Below are 24,814 nucleotides of genomic sequence, written 5' to 3' on the forward strand. Positions count from 1 at the left end.
ATGCAGCCGCCGCAAGGGTAGTCCAAGGCCCTGTTCGACCCAGCATCATCCCAGAGTAAGACCAAAACCAATAAAAACACGACCAGTGGCGCTTTGCAGTATTTACCCAAACAAGGTGCTTAGCTACACTAGCGCCACTTCATTAAACACGGGTTTTCAACATGTTTTTTGCTCACCACCGTGTGCTACTGACCGCCATCGGCTGTGTTTTACTGGCCATGGTTACCATACAGTCCGGCGCTTCCATCGCTAAGCAACTGTTTCCCTTGATCGGTCCCGAGGGCACCACGGCGCTGCGCCTGGGGTTTTCGGCCCTGGTTTTGTGTCTTGTCTTTCGACCTTGGAAAGCCCTGCCCCAGGGTCAGCAATGGCGTAGCATTATCGTTTACGGCCTGTGTTTAGGCGGCATGAACATCGCCTTCTATTACGCCATCGAACGTATTCCTTTGGGCATAGGCGTGGCATTGGAATTCACTGGGCCACTGGCGGTGGCCCTGCTGAGCTCAAAACGTAAACGGGACCTGCTGTGGGTCGCCTTTGCCATTGCCGGTATCATTCTGTTATTGCCGGAAATCGACGCCGAGACCGGCCTAGACCCTGTGGGTGTTGCCCTAGCGCTTGTCGCCGGTGCCTGTTGGGCTGGTTATATTTTATTTGGAAAACGCACAGGTAACCAAAGCTCCGGGGGACGCACAGTGGCCTTGGGCATGACGGTAGCAGCCTTTGTGTTGGTGCCTTACGGTGCCGCCCATCAAGGCATGGCGCTACTGAGCTGGGAAGTTATCCCGCTGGGCTTTTTAGTGGCGATTATGTCCAGCGCCCTGCCTTATACGCTGGAAATGGTGGCGCTGCGCAATATGCCGGCACAGGGCTTTAGCGTGATGATGAGCATGGAGCCCGCCATTGCCGCGCTGGCCGGTTTTATGATCCTCAGCGAATTACTAACGCCACTGCAATGGCTGGCCATCGCCCTGGTGATCATCGCCTCCATCGGCAGCTCGATGCAGCCAGAGAGCAAGAGCGATAAGGAAGCAGAAGCATCACACACCTAGGGCTTAGCCCAAGGGCTTAACCCTAAGGCACTAAGTTTTGTTGGCTAAACGCTGACAGAGCGCATCAAGCTCGGCCGCACTTGTTTTCAGTAGCCTGGCGGCCTCGGATTTTAAATTGGCGATGTTACCCCGGGTGACATCGTCCATATCATCAGAAGCAATGTCCAAAGTGGTTTGCAAGCGATAGTAGTTTTCCCCGAGCAGCTTATCCATTTGATAGTCGGCGGCATCCGCCACCCCATCAAAAATACAACTAAGCAAAGGAGCCACCCAACCTGCCTTGCCCCAATCCTTGGCATCGCGCAGCTCTATGGGACGATTAAGCTCGCCAGTGCCGATAGAGACAAGCAGAAACTCCTTTTCTTCGGGGAAAATGCGCTGCGCCTCGGCATAGGCCGACACCGAGGGCGAGTTTATAAACACGCCGCCATCGACCAAGGCGCGCTTAGCACCATCAACTGGGATATGAGCGGGTTCAAAATAAGTGGGAGCAGCGGAGGTAGCCCGCGCCGCATGGCGCATCAGTACGGTACGATGCTCTTGACGCCAACTCTTTAAAAACAAAGGCTTGCGGTTATGAATGTCATAGCTGGTAAGCAGTAATCGGGTCAGCGACGCCCCCAGGGGCTCATCGTCAAAGTAATGCTTAAGCAGGCGCTCTAGGCCAGTATGGCTATAGGTTTCATCGAGCAGTCCACCGACCGAGGAAACACCTCGCCACAAAGAGCGTGAAAATATTTCCTTACCGTGCTGTTCATACATATCCGCCAGCGCCTGGGCACTGTATTGCGGTATCCCCTCACCGTTATCCTTACCTAGGCCCAAAGCGAGAATTCCCCCGGTCGACGTGCCGGCGATCAGATCAAAGCACTGGGCAATGGGACGACCAAGCCGGGTTTCGATTTGCGCCAACACTAGGGCGGGAAGCAATCCCCGAATACCACCACCATCAATGCTGAGTATCGCCTTCATGCTTCCTCCTTGATTTGTTTACGCCTGGGCCTAAATAGGCTTATTTTTGAACTGCAGTGGCTACTTGATAAAGTAACCCACCGGGCGCCAATGCTCCTGAGTTTTACTCAAAGTCAGGGTTTCCACGGCACCGGCTTTATTGGCAAACTCGGTGTTAAATTGCAGCACCAGGTATTCGCCTTCAGGGGCGCCTGGCAAAGAGGTAAAGTTTTGACGGCCCAATTCGGTGCGGCTGATAACCTTACCCAAGGGCGCGCGCACCGCCTTGATAATATCCCGCCACTGCTCCTTGGTAACCTGCTCCTGAAAAAGCGCACCAGCCTCATCCCAGCTTTGCCCATATTGACCTGCATCTATACCGCCTAACCAGGATTTAGCCACTTCGACGCTCGGCGTTTGCCCGGCCCAACTTAGACTGGTCACCATCAGGCTTAAAATTAGGAATAGTTTTTTCATCATAAGTCCTTTTTCTTTAAGGTTAATTTTCCTTATTAACCTTAGCTTATTTTGCCGCCTTGTAGTGGCGCGCCGTCATTATTCTTTGTAGGTCAGGCGCTGCCCGGGCAGTCTGAGCGATCCAGAACTGGTCGCCAGCGCACATAAGTACAGGGCCAAGACAAGATCCACCATGCCACAAAATTCTGGCCACCAGGTGGGCGTGCCGGCATTACTAAAGAGACTATCGTGAAAGAAGTCATAGCCAGCGTGCAAAAACATCCCGAGCCCCACCAGCCACCAACGGACAGGTGTTCGACTTTTAATGGCCCACCCGGCGAGCAGAAAAAAGACCACGGCGGTGGCCGCTTCATAGAGCAACGCCTGAAAGTCCATGGCCCAGAGAGCAAAAAGCCAGTAATAAAGGGGGAAGCTGGCAAGCAACAGGGGATAACCCTTTCGACTTGCCCAAAGCCCACGCCGTGCGAAGGTAATCATGATGATAAGGGCCACAGCCAAACCAATTAATAGCCAGACGCTGTTCATAAGCGAGTGCTCATTCAATGTAATTGGCTAAAAACATATCATATTTTTCATTTAGTTAAATGACAGATTCAGGTCATTCCTTTCCAGCAGGGCAATAAACTCATCGAGCTGCTGGGCCAGCTGCGTCAGCGCTGGCCGTTGGCATTCTAGGCCCTCACTGAGTGTTTCCCGCCATTTTTTTGCCTTGGGTGCCAGGGCTATGCCCTGCTCCGTCAAGGCAATCTGCAATTGCCGCTCGTCCTGTTCACTGCGCACTCTGCTGAGCAAGCCAAGCTGCTGCATGCGCTTTAATAAAGGCGTTAGAGTGCCCGAGTCGAGATGCAAACGTGAACCCAGGGCCTTTAAGCTTAAAGGCAACTGTCCCTGCTCGTTAGCCTGCCACAATACCAGCAATACTAGGTATTGGGGGTAGGTGATCCCAAGGTCTTTCAGCATCGGCTGGTAACCGCGGATCACCAGCCGAGAAGCGGTATAGAGCTTAAAACACAGCTGGTTTTGCAAATAGAGATCCTGATCCATGCTCATGTTTAGCTCGCTAGCAGGGCTTCGATGTCGGCGCGGATCGCTTCGGGCTTGGTCAGTGGTGCATAACGCTTTAACACCTTGCCGTTTTGGTCGACCAGAAACTTGGTAAAGTTCCATTTGATCTTCTTGGTGCCCAACAGGCCCGGGGCCAGAGCCTTGAAGTAGTCAAACAAGGGATGAGCACCCGCGCCATTAACGTCTATCTTGCTCATAATGGGGAAAGACACGCCATAGTTCAGCTGGCAAAACTCGCTGATCTCGCTATCGCTGCCCGGCTCTTGCTCGCCAAACTGGTTGCAAGGGAAACCTAGCACCACCAGCCCCTTGGCTTGCAGGTCTTTATATAGATCATTTAAGCCCTGGTATTGAGGCGTAAAACCGCACTTGCTCGCGGTATTGGCGATCAACATCACCTTACCCTTAAAGCTGGATAAGGCCACCTCTTCGCCTTTGTTATTGGTCGCAGAAAATTCGTAGATAGACATAAGAAACCCCATTTAGATTGCGCACAATATAATTGATCAAAATTTAGTTTACCGCAAGAAGAGTCTCAGCTAGCCCGCTAGAATGATTAGCTATTTAATTGAATAGGTATGATATATGCTCGGTTTCTTATGTTTCTCAATAAATTAGGTTGATTCATGAAGTTAGTCACCCCTAGCCTGGAGTTTGCACAAAGCTACCGCGACTATATCGCCGAGTTGGGCGATGAAGAGCGCTATCCTTTTCCACTGGATTTTGAGCATCAGGATTTCCCCGCGCTACTGGCACGGCTGGATGAATTTGCCAAAGGCATAAACCTGCCTGAAGGCTTTGTGCCCAGCTCAACCCTGTGGTTGGTCGATAAGGGTGAAATCATCGGGGTCACCAATATTCGCCATACCCTCAATGAAGCCATTGCTCATTGCGGTGGCCATATTGGCTTAAGCATTCGCCCCAGTCAACGCGGGCTTGGTTTGGGCAAGGTGCTGATGGCCAAGTCCATTGCGTTTTTGCAGCAGCGCCAGGTCAATGAGGTGCATATCCATTGCTACAAGGATAATCAGGTATCTGGCCAAACCATCATCGCCTGCGGCGGCCGGCTCGACTCAGAAATAGAGGTCGGCGATAAATGCGTGCAACGCTATCTGGTTAGGCTCTAACTCATTTCGGCGCAAACCTGCCACCCTAAGTGACCTCCTGGCTTCTGCTCTGGTGTTTAGTACCTAAATTTGCTTTTATTAAGAACAGGCTTTTATTCAACAAGTTAGAACAGAGGAAACATGGCTGTTAAACACCTTTTCTATCGGACCTATCACCTGGGTTTACGCCTGGCGGCCATGCTCTTGCCCATTCCCGAGCCCCATGTGTTTTATGGTGATAAGGCCATTGAGCAATGGCTGGCTCACTTGTGTGCGCAAAAGTGTAAACGCATCCTGCTGATAAGCGACCCGGGTGTTATCGCCCTTAATTTACATGCCTCTTTGCAGGAGCAACTAATTGCCAATAACATTGAGGTGACTATTTTTAGCGACCTTGGCGCCAACCCCAGTATCGAACAGATAGAGCAAGGCGTGCGCTGCTACCAGGCAAACCAATGCGACACCCTGTTGGCCATTGGGGGCGGCTCGGCCATGGATTGCGCCAAGCTGATCGCCGCACGTATTGCTCGCCCCAAAAAGTCGTTACGACAAATGCACGGGCTGTTTAAGGTGTTGCGCACCTTGCCCCCTGTGTATGTTGTCCCCACCACCGCAGGCACCGGCTCCGAGGTGACGGTAGCCGCCGTGGTCAGCGATACCGAACGCAAGCTTAAGTTTTCCATCAATGACCTTTGCCTGGTGCCCAAGGGCGTGTTGTTTTTGCCCGAGCTCACCACAGGCTTACCGCCGGGGCTAACGGCCAGCACAGGCATAGATGCGCTTACCCATGCTCTTGAAGCCTATATTGGCATCAATGCCAACGCCTATACGCGTGGTAAAAGTGAAAAAGCCGTGGCGCTTATTCTCGGCGCGCTGCCCAAGGCTTACAACCAGCCTCACGACCTGGGCGCCCGCACCGACATGCTCTGGGCCGCCATGTTTGCCGGTCAAGCCTTTACCCGTACCTCGGTGGGCTATGTGCATGCCATCGCCCATCAGCTAGGGGCTTTTTACGGCCTAGGTCATGGCCTATCCAATGCTCTGGTGCTTAGACCCATTTTGGATTTTTATGGCGATAGAGTCGATGCCAGTCTGGAGCAATTAGCAAAGCATACTCTAGGCGAGCAAAGCAGTGCCGCCCAGTTGCGCGATAGCATTTATGCGCTGCTGGATGAGTTGGGTATTCCACCCTTCATTGCCGATTTAAAAGCCGAGGATATCCCACTAATTGCCAAGCAAGCACTGGCGGAAGCGCACCCGGATTACCCTGTACCCTGCTTTATGACGCAGCAGGAGATGGAAAACCTGCTGCGCTCCTTGCTACCTAAGGCTTAGCTGGTTTAGCCTTCGCTCAAATAGTTCTCTAATTGTTCGGCCAGCCATTGGGTCAAGCCGCCGAGCTGACTATAGCGATTTTGGATCATGCCATAGGCCTGGCGCTGCATCGCTTGATCATAGTTGAGCACCTTCACACTGCCATCGCGCAGATAGGGGTTGATCAGCACCGAGGGCACATTGGAAAAACCCGTGCCATCGAGCACCGCATTGCGCAGATGCTCATAAAACGGCAGGGCAATATAATTGCTTGAGGCTGGTGACACGGCGCGTAACCCCTCATCGTCTATGGTCGCCAAGGCAAATTCGGTATAGCGAGCCAAGTCAGAGCGCACAACCTGAGAGAGCTTACACAGGGGGTGATCGCTTTTGGCCACCGTCATCATGCGAATTTCCCCCAACTTAACATGATGAGTGTTCGGCAAACGGTTGCTATGAGGTAATAAGCAATAGGCGATATCAACCATATTCTGCTCCACCATATCGTTAAGCTCCGGCGGCGGCGCCATATACACAGACACGCTGGTGCCGGGAAACTGCACACTCATATCATGAATAAGCTGGCGCCAATAAGACTCGGGCAAGGCATCGTCCCGAGCGATGCGCAGAACAGACTCAACCCCCTGCAAATGTTGCTGACAGCGCCCGGAAATATCATTGGCTATCATCACCATACGCTCACAATCGTTCTTGATCACCTGGCCGATATTGGTAAGCATCACCTGATTACCACTGCGCTCTAAGAGCTCAACGCCAAGCTCATCCTCCAGCGCACTTAATGACGAACTCAAGGTGGTGCGGCTTTTCCCCAGCCGCCGCGCGGCCTCGGCAATAGAACCCGACTCGCTGATGGCGAGAAACATTTCCAACTGGCTTATTTTCATCAATTACACCCGCACAAATCCATTGAAATCTAACTAGTTTGCAGCCAAGGCAAAAAGAGCAAAATAAAGCCATGGCAACCAGCGCCGATAATATCGTCGCTCAGCGATTATGGGAATAGCCAAACCCACTATAAAATCTACGCCAACAAGTAAAACGCCAGCGATAGCTGACGAAAAATTGCCAAAATAGAGGTGGGTATGTCGTGCATTATTTCTTTAGAGAAAAAATTATTAACCTTCTCTACCGCGTCGGCCTTAGTGTTTGCCCTTATGGGCATAGGCCTGGGAGTCTGGATGGGCTCACTGGTGATCCTCTTCGATGGCGCCTACTCGCTGGTTAGCCTGTTTCTAACTCTCATTTCCCTGGCTGCCGCCTGGTATATCCGCTCCCCCAAGGCAGGTCAGCATAATGTGAATATCAACTTGATTGAGCCGGCGGTGATCGCCTTTAAGGGCTTTGCCATTACCCTGATGTGCGGCGCCTCTTTTGTCTCGGCGGTTTTGGCCATTTTAGCGGGAGGGCGCGAGGTAGATACCGGCCTTGCCTTATTATTTGGGGTGATAAACCTTCTTGGCTGCCTAGGCACCTATTGGCTGCTAGCCAAGCGTGGCAACCAATCTAAGTCGGCACTGATTGAGGCGGAGTCGAAACAATGGTTGATGGACTCGGTGATAAGCGCCGCGGTGATGGCGGGATTTATTGTCGCCTCCGCGCTGAGCTATGCGGGACTGGTAGAATACGCCGTGTTTGCCGATCCTGTAATGGTGATTATCGCCTCGGTCTATTTTACCCTGGTGCCACTGAAGATGATGCAAGGCGCCCTGCGCCAGCTAATCACTGTGTACCAGCAAAACGACGAGGCTATTTTTGACCGACGCATGCAAAAGGCGGGGTAAAATAACCCCGCCTTGTTGGTATAACTTTTAGCCTAGAAGCTAAGACTAACGCTTAGTTACAGGCTGCACCCACGCATTGAACATCGCCATCGTAATACACAGACGTCAGCTTAGTATTTGCCGTTAAGTCCAACGATGACAAGGGGTTATTGTTTAGATACAGGGTATCAAGCTCTGTGTTATTGGCCAGATCAATGCTGGTCAGTTGGTTATCGTTAAGGGTCAACGAGGTAAGCGCTGGGTTATTGGTCACATCGATACTAGTCAATTTATTGTTCTCGATATTAAGATCGTAAAGCTTCTGGTTTGCAGCCAGGTCTATCTGAGTAAACAATTGATAACCCAACCACAGGCGCTCTAAGTTTTTGTTTTGACTTAAATCCAACTCCGACATAACACCGGGGCGCGTCTCGTTCATATCAATAAAAAGACTGGTTAGCTGAGGTAATACGGATACATCGATTTGCATCAGTTGCACATTGCCACTCAAAGAAACGGTTTCAAGCAGCGGATTGTTTGAAAAGTCTAGGCTGCCCAATTGATTGCCTTCAGCATACAGCGTTTTCAGATTTGGGTTATGAGCAAGGATAAGATCTGTGAGCAGCATGGCACCGACATTCAGTGAAGTAAGGGATTCGTTCTGAGATACGTCAATCGCAGCAATGGCATTGGCGCCAACACTTAAGTAGCTTAACTGGGTATTTTGGCTGACATCGATCGTCGTCAGGTTATTCCCATACACACTGAGGTTTTCTAGTATGGAGTTATGGCTGATATCAAGGTGAGTCAACTCATTATAATCGGCGTCTATCCAGGTTAAATATGGATTATTGGTCGTGTCCAACTCGGTGAGTTTGTTTTGATCAACTAACAGATTACCTAATCTGGCATTTGCCGAGATATCTAAACTACTCACCCCTGAACGGGTTAGATTAAGAGTTTCCAAATTTACTAGATACTCAAGCCCTTGCGTTGAGCTCACCGCTTGATCCATGCAATTAAGAATATAGACCTCATCGGCATAGTGATTACCTTCAAGATTGTCGTCGTTCTTGCCTTGCGCGCAAGCCAGTAAGGTTTCATCGGCTATAGCTGTACTTAGTTCAATGCGCTGGGCAAATGTGACTGTTACTTCACAGTTAGAAGTCATGGCCTGTGAATAGGCTGTGACGCTGTCCGTGCTGTTCTTTTGTTCAATGCTAAGTTCAACACCACACCCGGTGAAGCTTTCCAGCAAATAACCTTCATCTGGGGTCACGGTAAATACGGCCACCTGTTCGTTAGAATAGCTGCTGTCATCCGTGGTAACCGAGCCGTTGCCATTGATATTAATGCTAACCGTATAAGACTGTACAACGGGTTGAGGTTCAGGATCACTTGAGCCACCGCCGCCGCACCCCACTAACGCCAAACTCAAGATCCCAGGTGCGAAAAGCGTTGTTTTTGTTTTTTTAATCATAATGCCGTTAATTGTTAATCATTTGTATGGTGCAATTTAAATAATTGTACCCGACAAATCAACGAGCAAGGCATAAATAAGCTAAGAAGAGAAAGCTTTTTTGGATAGGTACTAATATTGATTAAAAGTTAAAGCCTTTGCATAAACTCACTGCTCAAGAGTTCTGTTCTGATGATATCCAACTTGCAACTTACTTCTGCTGGCGAGCTAAATACCAATTAGCCAGCGCCACTCCTAACACAAAGCAAAGCATAAAACTCAAGCCCAAACCTACGATTAAGTTTTCATCTCTATCGAAGGCCTTCAACATTAAACCAATTGAAATTAAGGGAATAAAGATCACTTCCTTGATGCGTAATTTCCTGGCCGATAGCCACCGAAATAGAATTGCGCCGACACTTCCATATAAAAAGAAAACAGCCGGTAGCGCACCAGGGTAGAATACCAGCTCCCCACTAAAATAACTGATACAGACATAACCGACTAAAAATATGATCAGATATATAATTGATTTCATCGCAACTTCCAGGTGTTCATATACTGCCAATGCAACTATCTTGGATTGGTAAAAGAGTGAGGGCATTCAGCCTCCTTGTCAGTAAGTTTAGAAAAACAAAAAAGTTCATTACCCTAACCGTCACTCTATTATCTCAGCTTAGCGCCAACAGCGTTTTTTCAGCCCCCTAAAATAAACTGCTGCGGCGCCTGGGTCAGGCAATCATAACCATTTGCCGTCACTACTATGTCTTCTTCTAGACGCACGCCACCAAGGCCCGGGATATAAATGCCCGGCTCTATGGTGATCACATTACCGGCTTGCAAGCGGTAATGCTCGCCTGGCTTCAAAAATGGAATTTCGTGCAAGAATAAACCCAGGCCATGGCCTAGCCCTTCCCCGGCATATTGGCCAAACGGACTGGCTTGCAGCACCTCATGGGCTTTGGCATTAAGCTCATGGGCGCTTATTCCCGGACGCACCGCATCAAGGGCAGTGCGCTGGGCGTTTTGTACCGTATCGAAAATCGCCTGCTGCTCTGTGCTAGGCTGCCCCCATACATAGCTGCGGGTCATATCCGAGCGGTAGCCCTTCACCACGGCGCCAAAGTCGATGAGAATAAAGTCGCCCTCAGCCAGCTGCTTCTCCCCGGGATTACCATGAGGCAAGGCGCTGCGCTCACCAAACAGCATGATGGTGTTGAATGAGGTGCCGTTAGAGCCGCGCAATTGCATCTGATAATCCAGCTCAATGGCCAGCTCACGCTCTGTGATACCAGTTTTAATTTGCGTTAACGTATGTGCCAAAGCACTGTCGGCGATGCCCGCAGCCTGACGTATGCAAGCAATTTCATCCTCGTCTTTTATCCGCCGCAAGGACTCAACCATATCGGTTCTTGGTGTGAGCGCGGCGGCGTTCAATTCACTAGCTATACCCTGCCACTGCGCCACGCTAAAGTGCGCCGCTTCAAAGCCAATGCGCAGATTTTTGCCGCTTAGTCGCGCAATACAGGCGCCTAAGCTTTCATTATCACGGTCCCGCTGCACCACCTCGATATTCCGGGTTTCACTCAGGGCGCGCTGGTAATAGCGATAGTCGGTGATCATCATCACCTTTTGCGGCATCACCAACAGGGTCGCGGCATTGCCGGAAAAGCCACTAAGATAAGCGATATTCTCAAATCCCTGTACGATCAGCAGTTCATCGCCCTGCGAGAGCATAAGATGTTGTAGTCGTGCCAAACGCGTTAAAAAAACCTGACTCATAGTTAAATATAAACCCTTGTAAGAAGACCCTAAAAATGAAGTAAAACGGCTGTTACGGCTAATGCTTTTCTCAATTAAGGCGCTGACAGCGCCAAGCGCGCCTTTACGCTATCAATATCTCAGCAAACCCAATTTAAACAAAGCATCATAGCTTCTTTTTAATTTCGCTGCGGCAGGTAAAGGTGATGGCTCACGCCTTTAGTTTTCTATAACGTCTGCGATATACAGGAGTGTTCCTCTATTGAGTTGCAGACAATATCCAAAGGCTTAAATGATGTCATTTCCTAAAACGACACACAACCTCTTCGTTATCGCAGCGGATATGCAACCTGGCTCAAATGTTAAGTGACTGATACTAATAAAATAATAGAGTTTATATTCTAACAACAGTAAAAAGTATTAAATGCCAACGCCTGATACAGAACAGTACAAATTAACACCATTTAGCACATGTGTTTCGATGCCAATTTAACACCCTGTTAACACTGATTTTTTAATTCCACCGCGCTTTCTCCCGCCCCATTTCCAATACTTTGCGCAAAGAGCGGGCGTTGTAATCAGATGGCGAATGCTCTACTAATTTTTGTAGGCAGTAAATCGCTGCTTGTCGGTAAAGCGCCTGAATGGCCTTTTGCACAACAAGCGGCATCACATATAAAAACAAAAATCTTAAATTTTTGGGGAAGGTCCAATGAAATCAACATATCTAGGATTACTCATACTTGGGGCAATGACCACGTTAAGCGGTTGCGCCAAGCTCGATGGCCGTGTGGCGGTCGGCGGCACCTTGCACTCGCAAGGCGGTGACGGCAAGGCGGTCTTTACCGCTCATGCGGCACGCTGTGATGGCGACATTAACGGCCGCGTAAATTACCAGGATAAAACCGCCATCGATTGGCAACAAGTCGGCGGCGTAGCATTTAGAGCCAGTGTCTCTGGCGCCGGCTTATGCAGTGTTGACCCTGTGGACCCAGATGGTCTTGAGGATGAAACTCAACATTGCAAACAAGATATCTGTACCGAGGGCATGTTCCAGGTTGAGTTTAATTATGACTCTACCAACCCAGGTGCGCCCGGCGAAGGAACAGGCTTTGCCTGCATGATGGATATCGGCGAGGGGATCAACTCGGGCTTTGGTGCCAATGGCATCTTAAATGTGATGTTACTCGAGTCTGGCCCGTATGAGGGTTATCACAATGCCGGAACCATGAGCGGTAACGTTCAAGTACAAGATTGTCCATCAAGCGATGACGACGCCTAAACGCAAGGAGCCAAAAATGAAAGCACTAAAAAATAAAACCCTACTTGCGGCGAGTATCGCCACCCTACTGAGTCTACCCGCTACGGCCGCCGAGCCACTGCGCATGGTTCTAGAGGTCAACACCAACGACTTTGATAGCGTTAAATCACAGCTTGTTGCGCAAGGCATTCAAATAAATCGCGAACTATCAGATTTGGATAGTCTGGCGATCACCCTAGATAAAAGCCAGCTTGGCAATGTTTCCGCATTAAAGGGCATTCAAGCATTCTATCCGGACATGCCGCGAAAGCTGATGTCTGAGGGCAGCACCCAATTTATTCCCTATGGCCTGCCCATGGTGCAAGGTGATCAAGTAAGCTACCAAGGCGGCCAGAAGGTGTGCGTAATAGACAGTGGTTATGGCTTAAGCCACCCAGATCTGCCTAACGCGGCTGTAACAGGTGCCGAAGACGGAGGCGCTGGCGTATGGTACGAAGACCCATTTGGTCATGGTACCCATGTTGCCGGCACCATAGCGGCCGTGAACAACGACATCGGCACCGTGGGCTTGGTCTCTGATCACTCCCTTGATATGCATATCGTCCGCGTATTTGCAGGCAATGGTGCCTGGGCTTATGCCTCGGATCTGGCTCATGCCATCAATGAATGTGAGCAAGCGGGCGCCAATATCATTTCTATGAGTTTAGGCGGCACCTTCTCTAGCCCTCTTGAGGAACGTGCCATCGCCAAGACCGCGCGTAACAATGTGCTGATGATTGCCGCCGCAGGTAACTCGGGCCAGCCGAGCCACAGCTACCCAGCTTCATACGACAGTGTGGTTTCCGTAGCCGCTATCGATAGCTCTAAAGGTCATGCGTCTTTCTCCCAGCGCACGAGTCAGGTTGAGCTCAGCGCCCCTGGCGTGGATGTTTTCTCGACCGTTCCTCAGGGACGAGGTGCTCGCTTTAATAAGTTTAATGTGGTGCAAGATGGCCTAAACGTGCTGCACTACTCAATGGAAAACTCGGGTATAGGCAGTGTCACCGGCGAACTGGTGGATTGTGGTCTGGGTACCGAAAGCTGTGGCGATGTCACTGGCAAAATTTGCCTAATGGAACGGGGACAAATCCCTTTCTTTCAAAAAGTGGACCAATGTGAAGCCGACGGTGGTGTAGGTGTTATCGTGCGCAATAACATGCCAGGTAAATTGATCCCCATGATCAATCCAACCGACATGATTGCCGGAGCGGTCACCTACCAAGAAGGTCAGTTGTTGATGGATAATCTTGGTAAAGAGACCACAATTTCATCGGCAAACTTCCCGGATCACGATCTAATGTCCGGCACATCCATGGCAACCCCTCATGTATCCGGCGTCGCTGCCCTGGTATGGAGTAATTTCCCCGAATGCTCTGCAAATGGTATTCGCATGGCGCTTCGTGCCTCGGCGCAGGATCTGGGTGAGTCAGGCTATGACTATGCTTATGGCTGGGGTCTAGTACAGGCCAAGGATGCAGTCGACTATCTCAAGGCCAATGGCTGCCAGGTACCGAAGGGCAACCTAAAAGGCGGTCAAGGCTAAAGGGGTTCGTTTCATTCCTTTATAATCGTTACTTTAAGCGCTCCTAGTGAGCGCTTTTTTGTTTTTAGGTAATTTAATCTGAGTTCTGCTCCTTGTATCTCAATGGATATACCCTCACTGGATTGGCATTTATTTCATGAGCAAAAGCTGGCCCTTGGGCCTAGGCTGAGCGCCAATATTAACTTTACGCTTTTATTACTCAGGTAGGCGATGCCGTATCACCAAAAGCGCTGAGCAGTCATCTTTTTGATACATTAGCTCAGGCGGGCGCAGAGTATGTGGCCCTACGTGTTGAGGCGATACATCCTTATCAAAGGTTTTGCCAGTTATTTAGCGCAGACCACACACACTTATCGCAAACCGGTTGTGTGTATCGCTGCATACAGTAAAGTGCTGTGCCAGCGGCTTGGTTACACGCAGCACTGAGGACTGACTCAAGTGGCAACAAGGAGCAAGCTGATAGCAGCAAGTATTAACGAACAACCCACTGCGATGAATCTCGATGCATTTTGCATCTCGCGGTTTCAATAAGTAAGGAGCTAGGCGCAATGAAAGGCATTGGCTATCAAACTCAAGAACAAGCACTGGCGCAGCTAAGCGACATGACCACGGATATTAAGCCCATTGAAGAGGCGGAATACCGCACCCGCATCGCCAAAGCCCAGGCCTATATGCAAGCCAACAACATAGACGCCGTCTACCTTAATGCCGGCACCAATATGACCTATTTCACCGGCTTAAAATGGTACGCGAGTGAGCGTTTGGTGGGTGCCCTTCTTCCTGCCCAAGGTGATATTGCTTTTATCGCCCCGTTTTTTGAAATTGGTTCGCTACGTGACTACCAGGTGATTGATGCCCCCATTCATGCCTGGCAAGAAGAAGAAAATCCCTATGAACTGGTGCGCGAGGTGATGACGCAACTGGGTTATGGCGACACAGCTACTTTGGCCATAGATGAAAGCGCGCAATTTTTTATTGCCGATGGCATCAAAAAAGCCGCGTCCAATTACACCCTGATTAATGGTGGCGAGGTGACCAAGCATTGCCGTATGCAAAAATCAGCCAATGAACTAGCGCTGATCCAACGTGCCATGGACATGACATTGGAAGTACACAAGGCCGCGGCCTCCATTCTTTATGAAGGGATCAGCACCCGCGAGGTGGAAGCCTTTATTAATACGGCGCACAAAAAAGTAGGCGCCGTTGCCGGTAACTATTTCTGTATCGTACTGTTTGGCCAGGCCACCAGCTTTCCCCATGGCGTAAAGGACGCACAAACCTTAAAACAAGGTGACATGGTGCTGATTGACACAGGCTGTCAGCTTAAAGGTTATTTAAGCGATATCACCCGCACCTATGTGTTTGGCGAGGCCACCGAGCGCCAGCGCATGTTCTGGGAAATTGAAAAGAATGCCCAGCTTAAAGCCTTTGCCGCAGCGCAGGTAGGCAACACCTGTGGTGATGTGGATTTGGCCGCACGCAGCTACCTTGCCGAGCAAAACCTTGGCCCGGATTATCAACTACCAGGCTGCCCGCACCGTACCGGCCATGGCATAGGCTTAGATATTCACGAATGGCCCTATCTGGTTAAAAACAACCCGCAGGTGCTGGCGCCGGGCATGTGTTTCTCCAATGAACCCATGCTGGTGCTCCCGGGCGAGTTTGGCGTGCGTTTGGAAGATCACTTTTATACCACGGAAAAAGGCCCGGTGTGGTTTACCGAGCCGGCACACAGTATCGATAACCCGTTTGGGCTTTAAATATAAAACCAAACACCTATGCAGCACTTTTCTGGTGCTGCATTTTCACCACTAACTCATTACCTTGTAGATATAAATCCGGGAGTTTATAGACCTACTTTGGTTTGCTTTCTCACCGCTATCAAGGTCTGAAGAATTAGCTGGAACACAGCAGTTCGCCTGCATAAATCTCACCCCTCCATAACAAGAACACACAGGGCCAAAAAAACTTCACCTATACTAAGAATCAAGGGTTAAGCTTTATATTAGTTACGAGCTGAGTTGGTCGATGAATGAAAAGCAATATCATAAATTTCTTAGCTTCAAATACTTTGAATACATTATCGGACTGTGTTTAACCTTATTTATAGCCGCATTAGTGTTTGTGGTTCTAGCCTTTGTCAGTAAGAGTGAGCAACAAAAAGGCTTGGAGCAAAACTTTAACCTAGTACGACTCTCTCAAGAACTGCGCTTGAGTTCAGATCAACTCACCATGATGGCAAGAGCCTAGTGAATTAGCTAGACACCCACCTTAAATAATTCTGAGGCCAAGGTTTAAACCTTAGAGCTTCAAATGTTGGCTCACAACGTACTCGCTGTAGTAAAGAGGTAAAACAAGGTGCTCTTTTTCCAGTGGTGAAGAGCCTTGAGTACCAGTTAATTTAATGCTCTTTTTCGGAGCGCATTTGGTGATATAGGATTGAAGCGATTTTGCTTTGGTGCGCTTACCGCTTTTCACTTCAATCGGAATAATATCGCCCAACTCATCTGCAGCAATAAATTCAATTTCTGCCCGCGCATCACCCCATGAAAAGGTTGGTTCAAGGCCTTGTGCAGCAAATTCCTGTTGAACAAAGTTTTCTGCAATAAAGCCTTTATATTCGTAGCCTTGCTGTTTAATTTCTTTATAGCTAGTACCCAGCATATAATTGAGTAGCCCGACATCGAACAAGAATAGTTTCACCATATTCTCTTTACGATAAGCAGCAAGTGGGCTTCTTGGAGTACCATCAACAGGGTAGTTTCTTAGTACCAAGTGACATTTATCCAGCCAGCTAATGGCACTTTCAAAATCACTGTAGCGGGATTTACGCTCATGAACGCCCTTGAACTTAAAGCGTTTAACCGATTCATCTATTACAGAGGCTAACTGAGAAGGCACATTGGTAAAGACAGACTCAATAACAGTCGCATCGGTTTTACCTGAATATTTACCAAAATCTCGCTGATAACCCACTATTAAGTCGGCATGAATGGCACTAACGGCTTGTATTCGCTCAAGAATGCTACCTTGCTTCAAATCAAACCAAGTTTGTACTGCTTCAGGCATACCACCAGTAAAATAATAATCGGTCAGTTTATCAAATAGCTTGGAATGAGCAGCAGCTGAGTTGGCCTGAGATGCAAACGCCTTGATTAAAGCCATTTCACCGGATGCAATTAAAAACTCTCGAAACGTGAGTGGACGGAGATTATATTGTTCCACTTTACCAACCGGAAAAGAGTTCAATAAGCCTATATTGGAGCCACTGGCGGCTACAAACATAGTTGGAGCCTGCTCTGCGAAATATTTTAAAGAGGTGACAGCGCGCGGACACTCACCTATCTCATCCAAAATAAGTAAGTCAGTCTCTGGGTTAAAAGCAATACCGGTCAGCAGCTCCAGATTAGCAAGCAGAACATCGGGGGAAAGTGAACCTGCAAATGCTTCTGCCATCTCAGGTGATTCCAAAAAATCAACACGAAGGAGATTGTCAAAACTGCGACCAAGTAGCGTTTTGAGCAGATAAGTTTTGCCCGTTTGACGAGCACCGTCAATCAACAATGGTTTTCGTTGGGCTTTATTCTTCCAAGTAAGTAGTTTGTCCAGTAGCGTTCTTTGTATCATGATGGTCGTTCCACTTATGTCTAATCACTAATATGCGCATAAAAACACAATTAAAAACACTTTTACGCGCACATTAGTGTATTAACTTTTCTTTTCACGCGCAATAAAGTGTAAAGATAAGCAAAAAAATAAATAAAAATTAGCTAGACACCCACTCTAAGTGGCCGTTACTCTCAACGCTTTCCACATTAAATAAGAACAGGGGGATTGATGAAGATTCACGGAGATATTCAGTCTGGAAACTGCTACAAGATCAAATTGCTATGCTCGTTATTGGGCATAGAGCACCAATGGATTCATGTCGACATAATGGCCGGCGACACAGCAAAGGCCGACTTTTTAAAGAAAACCCCCAGCGGGAAAATTCCGCTTCTTGAGTTAGCGGATGGTCGTTGCCTGTCCGAGTCCAACGCAATTCTCAATTACCTAGCCGCGGGCACTGAATTGCTGCCGACGGACAAATTTGAGCTCGCTAAAGTTCAACAGTGGCAGTTTTTCGAACAGTACAGCCATGAACCCTATATCGCGGTGGCGCGCTTTATCGCCAAATATCTGGGATTACCCGATGAGCGCAAGGCCGAGTACACAGCCAAGCAAGTTGGAGGACACAAGGCACTGGCTGTGATGGAAAAACAGCTTTCCACTACTGCCTATTTGACCGGGGATTCACTGACTACGGCAGACATCAGTCTCTATGGGTATACCCATGTTGCTCACGAGGGTGGTTTTGACTTGCATCTGTATCCATCGATCTTGGCATGGATTGCCAATATACAGAAAAATAAAAACTACACCGGCATGTAGTAAGGCTAGCGCCTTTAGCTAGACACCCACTCTAAGAGCCATAAAAAACCCACGCCTAAGCGTGGGTTTTATCGTTTCAAGCCAGATTACTCGGCTCTTTCGTCGCTGAGCAGGTACTTATCCAGCCACTGCTCTTGCTCCCACAAAACATGCAGCAGGCTCTTGCGGGCACGGTAGCCGTGAGCTTCGTAGGGCAGCATCACCAGGCGGGCGTCTTTACCCAGACCTTTCATTGCCGCATACATGCGTTCACTTTGCATCGGGAAGGTGCCGCTGTTAGGGTCTTCCTTGCCGTGGATCATCAGCATGGGCTCGTTAATCTTTTCCGCATGGAAAAACGGTGACATATTGGCGTACACCGCCTGGCCTTCCCAGAAGTTACGCTCTTCGCCCTGGAAACCAAATGGCGTTAAGGTGCGGTTATAGGCGCCGCTGCGGGCAATACCGGCTTTAAACAGGTCGCTGTGGGCCAGCAGGTTGGCCACCATAAACGCACCATAGGAGTGCCCGGCAATCGCTATCTTGTCCTTATCCGCCACGCCTTTTTCAACCAAGACATCCACCGCCGCCTGGGCGCTGGCGACCAGCTGCTTGCGGAAGGTGTCGTTCGGCTCCTTGCCATCCACGCCCACTATGGGCATTTTCGGGTCGTCGAATACAGCAATGCCTTTGGCCAAATAAGGCATAGGGCCCCAATAACCTATGTAGGTAAATTCATAAGGCGATTCACGCACCTGCGAGGCCACCGATTTATCCTTGTACTCCAGTGGGTAGGCCCACATCAGCACAGGGATTGGGCCTTGTGACGGTTCATAACCAGCCGGTAAATACAGGGTGCCGGATAGCTCAACACCATCGTCACGTTTATAGCGTACCTGCTCTTTTTGAATACCCTTAAAGGCCGGATACGGATGAGGGAACTGAGTCAGTTGCGTTAGCGTGTCGTCATCCAAGTCGCGCACGAACAGATTGGGTTGTTCGGTTTTAGACTCGCGCACGGTAATAAAGCGCTCACCCTCTTCGTCTAACAGGTCAATAACGCGCTCATAGTAAGGCGCTTCGCTGCGCCACAGGCGCTCGGTGCTGTTGGTTTTAACATCGTACCTGTCTAAAAATGGAATATTGCCCTGCTGTGAGGCACCATCGCCGCGCAGGTAAATATAGCGGTCGCCCACCACCTGCATTACGCGCACGCCCAAATCATTGTGGGTGTAAATGGGATCGCCCGGGTTTTTATAGGCATCGTTATAGCTGCGCTCGGAGAAGAGCACCGGCGAAGCACTTGCATCGTTTGGCGCGATAATCCAGCTGCGCACCTGACGGTCGCTAAAGCGCCACTCGGACAGCATGGCCAGGTTCTCATTGCCCCAGGTTACCCCGGAAAAGCGGCGCTCGGTTTTAGCAAACAGCTTAGGCTTGCGCTTAAACGGCGCACTTAGAGTGTAAATATGGTCATGATGCGGCACGTCTTTTTTCATGTCACCGCCATCTTGGGCTTCGGCCCAGATAAGCGTTGCACCTTTATCGCTGCGCCAGTCAAAGTCACGAGGACCGGTACGCACGCTGTCAAAACCCTGAGGAATGTTGTCGGCCAACGGCTGTTTAACCAGCTCTGTTAGCTCGTAGCCACTCATTCCCCACACAGACCAGGTAGTGGCAAAACGGAAATACGGCACCTGATAAGAGAAGGGCTGATCCAAGGTGGCAACAAGAATATTGTTGCTATCGGGTGAGATACTGAAATTACTAAATAGCTTGGCCTTACCTATGGCTTTGGCCTGACCATCCAAACTCACACGCATCAACTGACCCTGACCATAGAAGGAAAACAGCGCTTCGTCGTAGGGACTGGTCAATAGATTCTGATAGGTACGGGCCGGCGCCTTTTCACCCGTGGTTTGTTGGATCACCGGGACAACCGTGCTGGCATCGTCTTGTGGCTGGGCCTTACCCAGGTTCACCGCTTGGTTAATGATTAAGCCACTGGCATCGGGCATCCATTGATACGGGGTGGCGGTAACCACTGAGTTAAGTGCATGCTCGGTCAACTGTTTCAGGGTACGCGTACTTATGTCGTACACCCACAAGGTGGCCGATGCTGGCGTTTCATAGACAAAGCTCAGATAACGGCTGTCGCTCGACCACTGCGGCGAGCGCATAATGCCCTCATCCAGACCGCCTACGTCCAGGGTAATATCCCCCTCGAGGGATTTAAACGTCAGCGCCGTGTACTTGTTGCGCACTCGCGAGCGAGAAAAATTATCTGGATTGAGCTTGATACCGGCCAGTTTCAGCTCTGGCTTGGCCAGCTCCTGTAAGCTCTCAACGCGGCGGCGTTCAAGTAACGCCAGCCATTGGCCGTCCGGTGATAACATGGAACGCGGTGCCAACTTGGCATCGACGACCTGCGCCAGCTCTTTCGATGGCACTTGATAGCCACCGTCATTTTGTGCAGCGACCAACGCTTCTTGCTGAGCAAGCGCGGTGGGCGCCGAAATCAAGCCCACTGCTCCGAGGAGCACGGAGGCGATGAGGTGTTGTTTCATAGAAAACCCTTTTGTTGTGATTATTATCCTCTTGGGCCTATTTATCTAAATAAACAGACTCTTGGGTACAGTCTACCTGGGGATATAAACTAAACAACTCATTGCGATTAACTGGTTAGTTTGGCGCAGAATCTGCTACCATATAACGCTTAATCAGCCCCCGATAGCAACATGACCAGCACAGCACCTCATCCTAAAATCACCATCATTGATGTTGCCCACCAGGCCGGAGTGTCTAAATCCACCGTATCTTTGGTGATCACCCAACCGGATAAGGTCAGCGATAAAACCAAGGAAAAGGTGCGCCAGGCTATGGCTGAGCTGGGCTATGTGTATAACCGGGATGCGGCGGCGCTGCGCTCAAAACGCTCGACCTTGGTGGCCATTATGCTGCCGACCTTGACTGATCCCAGATTCAATGAGCTGGCAATCACTTTGCAGCAAGGGGTACTTGAGCTGGGTTTTGTGCCCATGTTGCTGTGCAGCAATGATGAGCTTGAGACCCAACAACAACTGATGGAACGCCTGCGGGAGTCTAATGTTACCGCGGTGATCTTGTGTCCGGCCACAGGCACGGATGTCACCTGGCAAAATGCGCTTAGCGAAAGCGGCATGCAGATCATTAATGTGCTCCGTGAAGTGCCTTTTAGCGAAGCTCCTTGTGTACTTGCCGATACCCAGCGCGGTGCTTTTTTGGCGACTCAGGCATTAATAGCCGAGGGCTGTAAATCCCTGACCCTACTGGGCGCTCCTTCAATCAGCGATTACAGCCAGCTGGTGGAAGGATTTGAGCAGGCGCTGCATTTGCACCAAGAGCCTCTGACGCGCCAATTGATTGCCTGTGACAATACCCGCCTAGCTGGCCAGCAAGCCCTAAGTAACTCGGCGCTGGCAGACGTGCTCGATGAGGCGGACTCTACGGAGCTGGCATCGCCCCTGGGCATATTATGCGCCGGCGATCCAATCGCTTATGGTGTGCTCGATTCCCTGCCAAGTCTTGGCCTAAGTGCTGGCAATAAGGTGAAGCTTGTGGGCGTTGGCGACCTGCCGGACTCCGCCATCTTGCCTTGCCCGCTTAGCTCTGTGGCCTATCGCAGTGCCGACCTTGCCGAGCACAGCTTGAGCACCTTAACCGCCTTACTCAATGGCCAAAGCGTACCCCGTCGCACCCTTATCGATGTAACCCTTATCAAACGAGCGTCTTGTTTATGACCCAAGTATTAGTGATTGGCTATGTGTGGCCAGAGCCAAATTCCTCGGCGGCCGGCAGCCATATGATGTCGCTATTAAAACTGTTTCGCGCACAAGGATGGCAGGTAGAATTTGCCTCACCGGCACAGCGCACCGAGCATATGGAAGACCTGGCGCAATATGGCATCAGCAGCGCGGATATTGCCCTCAATTGCAGCAGTTTCGATGCTTATCTTGGCGAACTAAAGCCGGATATTGTGATGTTCGACCGTTTTATGATGGAAGAACAATTCGGCTGGCGGGTCGATACATATGCGCCTAACGCATTAAAAATCCTCGATACCGAGGATCTACAATGTTTACGTGGCGCCCGCCATGAAGCCCATAAAGCGGATAAGGAATTCGATACCGCCGACCTGCACACGGATTTGGCCAAGCGTGAAATCGCCGCTATTTTGCGCAGCGATCTCAGCCTGATCATCTCCAGCTACGAGATGCAGCTGCTCAACCAGGTATTTAAAGTCGACTCTCAGCTCTTACATCACCTGCCCTTTATGGTCGACTTAAGCGCCCTGCCCACGCACACCCCGAGTTTTGCCGAACGTCAACATTTTATGACCATAGGCAACTTCAGACATGCGCCCAACTGGGATGCGGTGCTCTATTTACAACAGATCTGGCCGCTTATCCGCAAGCAACTGCCCAAGGCGGAACTGCATATTTACGGCTCCTACCCGCCGCCAAAAGCCACCGCCTTGCATAACCCCAAGACCGGCTTTTTGATCAAGGGCTGGGCCGATGATGCCCTTAAGGTTATGAGCGCGGCGCGGGTGTGTTTGGCACCGCTGCGTTTTGGTGCCGGTATTAAGGGCAAGCTGCTGGAAGCCATGATCACCGCAACGCCGTCGGTAACCACCTCTATTGGCGCCGAGGGCATGCATTTGGATTTACCTTGGAATGGTGCGCTGCACAACGACCCGCAAGCGTTTGCCGATGCCGCGGTGCAATTGCATGAAAATGAGGCCGAGTTTACTGCCGCTCAGGAGCATGGCCGAGCAATACTGAACCAGGTTTACGACAGCAACACCCTGGCGTCCGCCTTATTGGCGCGCATCAATGACATGCAACAAAACCTAGCACTGCACCGCCGAGAGAACTTCACCGGGCAAATGCTCAAACACCACACCATGCGCAGTACCCAATACATGGCACAGTGGATTGAGGCAAAAAATTCAATAAAATCTTGATAGAAATCAGTAGACAGGTAACCTTAGATTAATAAAATGCGCACGCGCTGTGCATTTTGAACAACAACCGAGGACCCCGCGTGGAAGACGCTCTCTTTAAAGAAAAACGTAAATTTATCGTTAAGCTCGGTAAAATGCTGCATAAATACGGCACTCCGGCCTATCGACTCGAGGCGCACCTGATGGAGGTCGCGACCTATTTGGAGCTGAAATCTTCCTTTGTTATGTCACCCACCTCGGTGACCTTTGTGATCTGGACCGAGGGTCATGAGAACGAGTACACCCATGTCGCCCGCGTTGATCCGGGCGATCATGATCTCGGCTCGCTAGCCAACACCGACGAAGTGGTAAATTCCCTTATCCAGGGCGAATTGACCATTAACGAGGCGGATAAGCGCCTCGATGAAATCGCCGTGATGCCCGCCCCCTACAACCGTTTGGTAACTGCCGGTGCCTTTGCCATGTCTGGTGGCGCCTTTGCCATGCTGATGGGCACCAGCTGGACCGATGTTTTTTATTCCAGCTTGCTAACCCTGGTGGTGTATTTATTCGTGCTCTGGTCAAGCTATTCGCGCCGTGTAGGACACATGCTTGAACCCTTGGTGGCCGTGGTTTCTGCCATTTTAGCCTGTGCCGTTAGCGTGTATTTAGACGCGCAAATCAATATACGTTTAGTGGTGCTCTCCAGTATTATCGTCTTTATCCCCGGCCTCGCCTTGGCGCTGGGTCTGGCCGAACTGGCGGCGCGGCATCTGGTGTCTGGTACGGCGCGAGTAATGGACTCCTTTATGCTGCTGTTTAAGCTTTATTTCGGTGCCTTTATCGGCATCGGCATCGGCTTTGCACTCTTTGGGCAGGCAGAATTTGTAACGCCTGAGCCCTTACCCAAATGGACTGCCTGGCTCGCTATCCTCCTGCTTTGTTCGGCGCTAGTGGTTATTTTTAGAACCAAAGCCAAACATGCACTGTGGTCGCTGGCCTCTGGCTTTATCGCCTATGGTGCCAGTATCGGCTCTGCAGCTTACTTGGATTACACCTTGGGTACCTTTGTTGGCGCCCTGGCGGTGGGGATTTTTAGTAACCTCTTTAACCGTATCGCCAATGCCCCGGCCTCCATCGTTGCCATGCAGGGCTTGATCGTTCTGGTGCCTGGGTCAAAAACCTATATAGGGCTTAATTCACTGATTGAAGGGCAGGATTTTGTCTATGCCGACCATATCGGCCAGCAAACCTTTTTGATCTTTATGTCCCTTGTAGCCGGGCTTATTTTTGCGAACGTGGTGTTGCCACCAAAGAAAAGTCTCTAGTACCAATTCACTTAAATAGCTAATCATTCTAGCGGGCTAGATATCATGCTCACGGCGTTGGAATTTTTCTATGGAGAAGACTACATAAGAAAAATTCCGCCTTGTTATCACATCATCTATCCAGCGCTATATCTGCTCACATACTTAACAGAATTGGTAGCAAAAAAAAAAGGTGAACTTATTGATAGGAGGCCACAGGGAAAAGGCCATAAGTTCACCTGAAAATGTTGTCACAACAATAACAACAACGTACTAGCAAATTGTACTCACCGTATTCCAGCAG

The 24,814-nt window shown here is 50.0% G+C and carries 23 protein-coding genes; 12 read left to right on the top strand and 11 right to left on the bottom strand.

What is annotated here, in order from left to right:
- The first annotated feature begins 161 nt into the window (after nucleotides 1–161).
- Nucleotides 162–1,052 (top strand): EamA family transporter, encoded by an 891-nt coding sequence (locus tag C2M24_RS09195; protein WP_105201589.1) that lies wholly within the window; start codon nucleotides 162–164, stop codon nucleotides 1,050–1,052.
- 30 nt (nucleotides 1,053–1,082) lie between these two features.
- Here the strand turns inward: C2M24_RS09195 and C2M24_RS09200 are convergent, their stop codons facing one another.
- From C2M24_RS09200 to C2M24_RS09220, 5 genes are all read right to left on the bottom strand, one after another.
- On the bottom strand, nucleotides 1,083–2,024 hold the full coding sequence (locus C2M24_RS09200) for a patatin-like phospholipase family protein (RefSeq protein WP_105201590.1): 942 nt from the start codon (nucleotides 2,022–2,024) through the stop codon (nucleotides 1,083–1,085).
- A gap of 60 nt (nucleotides 2,025–2,084) precedes the next feature.
- Complete coding sequence (locus tag C2M24_RS09205; protein ID WP_105214389.1) at nucleotides 2,085–2,480, bottom strand: DUF4019 domain-containing protein; 396 nt, start codon at nucleotides 2,478–2,480, stop codon at nucleotides 2,085–2,087.
- 78 nt (nucleotides 2,481–2,558) lie between these two features.
- Entirely contained in the window at nucleotides 2,559–3,005 is a 447-nt protein-coding gene (locus tag C2M24_RS09210; protein WP_105214391.1) for a hypothetical protein, read from the bottom strand.
- A 51-nt stretch (nucleotides 3,006–3,056) separates the two neighbouring features.
- Nucleotides 3,057–3,530 carry a MarR family winged helix-turn-helix transcriptional regulator gene (locus C2M24_RS09215; RefSeq protein WP_105214393.1) on the bottom strand — a complete coding sequence of 158 codons (474 nt, stop codon included), beginning with the start codon at nucleotides 3,528–3,530 and terminating at the stop codon, nucleotides 3,057–3,059.
- Nucleotides 3,531–3,532: 2 nt separating this feature from the next.
- Nucleotides 3,533–4,015, bottom strand: coding sequence for a glutathione peroxidase (locus tag C2M24_RS09220; RefSeq protein ID WP_105214395.1), 483 nt, complete (start codon nucleotides 4,013–4,015; stop codon nucleotides 3,533–3,535).
- 156 nt (nucleotides 4,016–4,171) lie between these two features.
- Between C2M24_RS09220 and C2M24_RS09225 the strand changes: the two genes are divergently transcribed.
- Nucleotides 4,172–4,672 (top strand): GNAT family N-acetyltransferase, encoded by a 501-nt coding sequence (locus tag C2M24_RS09225; RefSeq protein ID WP_105201596.1) that lies wholly within the window; start codon nucleotides 4,172–4,174, stop codon nucleotides 4,670–4,672.
- A gap of 120 nt (nucleotides 4,673–4,792) precedes the next feature.
- A complete protein-coding gene (locus C2M24_RS09230; RefSeq protein ID WP_105214397.1) occupies nucleotides 4,793–5,986 on the top strand; it encodes an iron-containing alcohol dehydrogenase in 1,194 nt (397 codons plus the stop codon).
- Nucleotides 5,987–5,991: 5 nt separating this feature from the next.
- Here C2M24_RS09230 and C2M24_RS09235 read toward each other — a convergent pair whose 3' ends face one another.
- Nucleotides 5,992–6,870 carry a LysR family transcriptional regulator gene (locus C2M24_RS09235; RefSeq protein WP_105214399.1) on the bottom strand — a complete coding sequence of 293 codons (879 nt, stop codon included), beginning with the start codon at nucleotides 6,868–6,870 and terminating at the stop codon, nucleotides 5,992–5,994.
- Nucleotides 6,871–7,068: 198 nt separating this feature from the next.
- On the opposite strand from C2M24_RS09235, the gene C2M24_RS09240 reads away from it, so the two are divergent.
- A complete protein-coding gene (locus C2M24_RS09240; RefSeq protein ID WP_105214401.1) occupies nucleotides 7,069–7,767 on the top strand; it encodes a cation transporter in 699 nt (232 codons plus the stop codon).
- Between the two features lie 52 nt (nucleotides 7,768–7,819).
- On the opposite strand, the gene C2M24_RS09245 is transcribed toward C2M24_RS09240, so the two are convergent.
- The 3 genes from C2M24_RS09245 to C2M24_RS09255 form a co-directional block, all read right to left on the bottom strand.
- Nucleotides 7,820–9,226: an InlB B-repeat-containing protein gene (locus C2M24_RS09245; RefSeq protein WP_105214403.1), complete on the bottom strand. Its 1,407-nt coding sequence runs from the start codon at nucleotides 9,224–9,226 to the stop codon at nucleotides 7,820–7,822.
- A gap of 190 nt (nucleotides 9,227–9,416) precedes the next feature.
- Nucleotides 9,417–9,809 (bottom strand): hypothetical protein, encoded by a 393-nt coding sequence (locus C2M24_RS09250; protein ID WP_105201601.1) that lies wholly within the window; start codon nucleotides 9,807–9,809, stop codon nucleotides 9,417–9,419.
- Nucleotides 9,810–9,901: 92 nt separating this feature from the next.
- Complete coding sequence (locus C2M24_RS09255) at nucleotides 9,902–10,987, bottom strand: M24 family metallopeptidase (RefSeq protein ID WP_105214405.1); 1,086 nt, start codon at nucleotides 10,985–10,987, stop codon at nucleotides 9,902–9,904.
- A gap of 691 nt (nucleotides 10,988–11,678) precedes the next feature.
- Here C2M24_RS09255 and C2M24_RS09260 point away from each other — a divergent pair.
- The 4 genes from C2M24_RS09260 to C2M24_RS09275 all read left to right on the top strand — a co-directional run bounded on the left by C2M24_RS09260 (nucleotide 11,679) and on the right by C2M24_RS09275 (nucleotide 16,059).
- Complete coding sequence (locus tag C2M24_RS09260) at nucleotides 11,679–12,248, top strand: hypothetical protein (RefSeq protein WP_158677874.1); 570 nt, start codon at nucleotides 11,679–11,681, stop codon at nucleotides 12,246–12,248.
- A gap of 16 nt (nucleotides 12,249–12,264) precedes the next feature.
- The gene (locus C2M24_RS09265; RefSeq protein WP_158683745.1) at nucleotides 12,265–13,809 is read left to right on the top strand and encodes a S8 family serine peptidase; all 1,545 of its coding nucleotides are present in this window, start codon (nucleotides 12,265–12,267) and stop codon (nucleotides 13,807–13,809) included.
- Between the two features lie 548 nt (nucleotides 13,810–14,357).
- Nucleotides 14,358–15,569 (top strand): M24 family metallopeptidase, encoded by a 1,212-nt coding sequence (locus C2M24_RS09270; protein WP_105214409.1) that lies wholly within the window; start codon nucleotides 14,358–14,360, stop codon nucleotides 15,567–15,569.
- Nucleotides 15,570–15,837: 268 nt separating this feature from the next.
- A complete protein-coding gene (locus tag C2M24_RS09275; protein ID WP_105214411.1) occupies nucleotides 15,838–16,059 on the top strand; it encodes a hypothetical protein in 222 nt (73 codons plus the stop codon).
- Between the two features lie 51 nt (nucleotides 16,060–16,110).
- Here the strand turns inward: C2M24_RS09275 and C2M24_RS09280 are convergent, their stop codons facing one another.
- On the bottom strand, nucleotides 16,111–17,433 hold the full coding sequence (locus tag C2M24_RS09280) for an ATP-binding protein (protein WP_105214567.1): 1,323 nt from the start codon (nucleotides 17,431–17,433) through the stop codon (nucleotides 16,111–16,113).
- A 213-nt stretch (nucleotides 17,434–17,646) separates the two neighbouring features.
- Between C2M24_RS09280 and C2M24_RS09285 the strand changes: the two genes are divergently transcribed.
- Nucleotides 17,647–18,240 carry a glutathione S-transferase family protein gene (locus C2M24_RS09285; RefSeq protein ID WP_105214413.1) on the top strand — a complete coding sequence of 198 codons (594 nt, stop codon included), beginning with the start codon at nucleotides 17,647–17,649 and terminating at the stop codon, nucleotides 18,238–18,240.
- Nucleotides 18,241–18,326: 86 nt separating this feature from the next.
- Here C2M24_RS09285 and C2M24_RS09290 read toward each other — a convergent pair whose 3' ends face one another.
- The gene (locus tag C2M24_RS09290; protein WP_105214415.1) at nucleotides 18,327–20,786 is read right to left on the bottom strand and encodes a S9 family peptidase; all 2,460 of its coding nucleotides are present in this window, start codon (nucleotides 20,784–20,786) and stop codon (nucleotides 18,327–18,329) included.
- A gap of 171 nt (nucleotides 20,787–20,957) precedes the next feature.
- Between C2M24_RS09290 and C2M24_RS09295 the strand changes: the two genes are divergently transcribed.
- The 3 genes from C2M24_RS09295 to C2M24_RS09305 all read left to right on the top strand — a co-directional run bounded on the left by C2M24_RS09295 (nucleotide 20,958) and on the right by C2M24_RS09305 (nucleotide 24,531).
- Nucleotides 20,958–21,998 carry a LacI family DNA-binding transcriptional regulator gene (locus C2M24_RS09295; RefSeq protein ID WP_105214437.1) on the top strand — a complete coding sequence of 347 codons (1,041 nt, stop codon included), beginning with the start codon at nucleotides 20,958–20,960 and terminating at the stop codon, nucleotides 21,996–21,998.
- On the top strand, nucleotides 21,995–23,224 hold the full coding sequence (locus C2M24_RS09300; RefSeq protein WP_105214439.1) for a glycosyltransferase: 1,230 nt from the start codon (nucleotides 21,995–21,997) through the stop codon (nucleotides 23,222–23,224). Before C2M24_RS09295 ends, C2M24_RS09300 begins: the two co-directional genes overlap by 4 nt.
- An 80-nt stretch (nucleotides 23,225–23,304) precedes the next feature.
- Nucleotides 23,305–24,531, top strand: a complete 1,227-nt coding sequence (locus C2M24_RS09305) for a threonine/serine ThrE exporter family protein (RefSeq protein WP_105201610.1) — start codon at nucleotides 23,305–23,307, stop codon at nucleotides 24,529–24,531.
- The last annotated feature ends 283 nt before the right edge of the window (nucleotides 24,532–24,814 follow it).

The organism is Pseudoalteromonas sp. T1lg22 (genome assembly GCF_002964645.1).
Lineage (GTDB): Bacteria > Pseudomonadota > Gammaproteobacteria > Enterobacterales > Alteromonadaceae > Pseudoalteromonas.